The sequence below is a fragment of the Neoroseomonas rubea genome (assembly GCF_016106015.1).
In the GTDB taxonomy this organism is placed as follows: Bacteria; Pseudomonadota; Alphaproteobacteria; order Acetobacterales; family Acetobacteraceae; genus Neoroseomonas; species Neoroseomonas rubea.
Genome location: NZ_JACADQ010000476.1, coordinates 1 through 2,317, shown reverse-complemented (window position 1 = coordinate 2,317; position 2,317 = coordinate 1). Strand labels below are relative to the sequence as shown.

Annotated in this window: 3 protein-coding genes; 2 read left to right on the top strand and 1 reads right to left on the bottom strand. The window is 72.6% G+C overall.

The features are described 5' to 3' along the window. The coding region (locus HW577_RS23855) for a sodium-dependent bicarbonate transport family permease (RefSeq protein WP_198378593.1) at positions 1–742 on the bottom strand (742 nt) is incomplete at its 3' end. Between the two features lie 107 nt (positions 743–849). Here HW577_RS23855 and HW577_RS23850 point away from each other — a divergent pair. Together HW577_RS23850 and HW577_RS23845 are read left to right on the top strand one after the other, a co-directional pair. Then, complete coding sequence (locus HW577_RS23850) at positions 850–1,824, top strand: Bug family tripartite tricarboxylate transporter substrate binding protein (RefSeq protein WP_232475207.1); 975 nt, start codon at positions 850–852, stop codon at positions 1,822–1,824. Positions 1,825–1,949: 125 nt separating this feature from the next. Continuing rightward, on the top strand, positions 1,950–2,294 hold the full coding sequence (locus HW577_RS23845) for a hypothetical protein (protein WP_198378592.1): 345 nt from the start codon (positions 1,950–1,952) through the stop codon (positions 2,292–2,294). The last annotated feature ends 23 nt before the right edge of the window (positions 2,295–2,317 follow it).

The following is a 2,317-nucleotide window of genomic DNA, read 5'->3' as shown; positions in this document are numbered from 1 at the left end:
CCCCGAGCCCCGCCGCGCCGCCGATCAGCGGCATCAGCAGCGCGAAGCCCGCCAGGCGCGCGTCGAGCCCGCGCCCGCGGTCGCGCAGCCGCCGCGCGGCCGTCAGCCCCATCTCCAGCAGGAAAAGGCAGAGCGCGCCCGGAAACAGCCCGGTGATGAAGGGTGCGAGCGAACGATCCGCCGCCGGGCCGGCGATCCAGCCGATGGCGAAGGCGCCGAGCAGCAGCACGACCGAGCCGTTCAGCAGCACCTCATGCGCCAGTTCGCGCGGCCCGCCCGAGGTCGCCGCGCCGCCGCGGCGCGCCAGCAGCAGGGCGGTCAGGATCGCCGGCGTCTCCATCGCCGCGAGCACCGCCGGCATGAAGCCTTCATAGGGGATGCGCGCGGCGTCCAACTGTCCCGCCGCGGCGGCGAAGGTGACCACGCTGACCGAGCCGTAATGCGCCGAGACCGCCGCCGCGGTCGCGCGATCCAGCCCCGTGCCCGCGCGCAGCATCGCATAGGCCGGGATGGGCAGCAGCGCGGAGAGCGCGACGCCGAGCCCGAGCGCCGGCAGCATCGCCGCCGCCGCGCCCGGCTGCGCCACCGCGATCCCGCCCTTCAGGCCGATCGCCATCATCAGATACAGGGACAGCGACTTCGCCAGCGCATCGGGCACCGAGAGGTCGGAGCGCAACGCCGCCGCGGCGAAGCCGAGGGCGAAGAACAGCACCGGGGGCGGCAGCAGGTCGGCGAGCGGCATGGGTGCGCGCTCTTGGCCGCCTGCCGCGCCGATGTCTAGGCCCCGATGGACTTTCCACCCCGCGATTGCGACCCTGCCGCGAACCAAGCACTCCGGAGGAAACGACCATGGCCTTCATCCTGTCGCGCCGCGCGCTGCTCGCCACGCCGCTCGCCGCCCCCGCGCTGGTCCAGGCGCAGGGCAGCGCCTGGAAGCCGACTCGGCCCGTCACCTTCATCGTTCCCTTCGCCGCCGGGTCCGGTACGGACACGGTGACGCGGCTGCTCACCTCCCTGCTCGAGCAGGACTGGGGCATCCAGCCCGTGGTCGAGAACCGGCCCGGCGCGAACGGTGCCATCGCCGCCGTCGCGACCGCCCGCGCCGCGCCGGACGGGCATACGGTGATGATCACGACGAACAGCCCGCATGGCGCGACACCCGCCCTGATGCGGCGCCCGACCTATGATGCGGTGGCGGACTTTTCCGCCATCAGCCGGATGGGCACCTACATCTTCTCCTTCGCGGTGAACGACCAGGTGCCGGCGCGGACCATGCAGGAGTTCCTGGCGCTGGCGAAGGCGCATCCCGGGCGCTTCACCTGCGCATCCGGCAACACCACGGGCGTGGTGGGTGCTGCGATGCTGAACCGGATCGGCGGCGTCGAGGTGACGCATGTGCCCTACCGGTCCTCCCCGCCCGCCATGACGGACGTGATCGCGGGGCGCGTCAGTTCGCTGTTCGCCGATGTCGCCTCCTCCCGCGCCTTCCTCGCCGAGGGCAAGTTGAAGCCGCTCGGCATCACCTCCGCCCGCCGCACGCCGCTCTTTCCCGAATGGCCGGCGCTGTCGGAAGTGGGCCTGCCCGGCTTCGAGCTGCTGTCCTTCATGGGCGCGGTCGGCCCGGCGCGGATGCCGGAGGAAGCGGTGATGGCCTGGAACGCCGCGATCCGCCGTGTGTGGGACCGGCCCGAGACGGAACGGCGCCTCGGCGAGTTCGGGATCGAGAAGGTGACCTCCACCCCCGCCGAGTTCGGCACCTTCATCCGCGAGCAGATCGCCTTCTGGGGCGAGCAGGCGCGTGCGGCGGGCATCGAGCCGGAGTGAGCGCCGGGCCTGCCTCATGGCAGGATTGCGGCGACTACGGTGCTTGTTTTGACTGATTCATGACCAATATCGGTCGGACGCGCGAACAAAGGGGAGGCCGCGCGCAACGTCCGAAGGGGGACATGATGACCGTCAATGCCCGTGACTCCAACGCCCTGGCCCGTGCCATCGCCGAGCTGGCCGAAGGCTGCCTTGACGACCGCATCCGCCTGGAACAGGCGGCGCGCGTGATCGTCACGGCCCGTCGCGCCGCGCGTCTGGCCGATGCCGGCGCCATCGCCCTGCCATCCGTCACGGACCCGGCCGTCCAGGCGGTCACCGAGATCGCCCGCCATTGGGACGAGGCCGCCGTCACCGCCCTCGAATATGCCGAGGCGCTGCCCGTCGCGGCGCTCGAGCGCCTGCTGCGCGCCGCGCCGTCCTGGGCCGCCGCCTTCGGCCCCGCGGTCGCGCCGCGCCTCGCGGCCTGACCATCCCGCTTGGATCGGAGGAG

Coding starts and splice junctions, on each gene's coding strand:
- HW577_RS23850 (WP_232475207.1), top strand. CDS start 850: ATGGCCTTCATCCTGTCGCGCCGCGCGCTGCTCGCCACGCCGCTCGCC.
- HW577_RS23845 (WP_198378592.1), top strand. CDS start 1,950: ATGACCGTCAATGCCCGTGACTCCAACGCCCTGGCCCGTGCCATCGCC.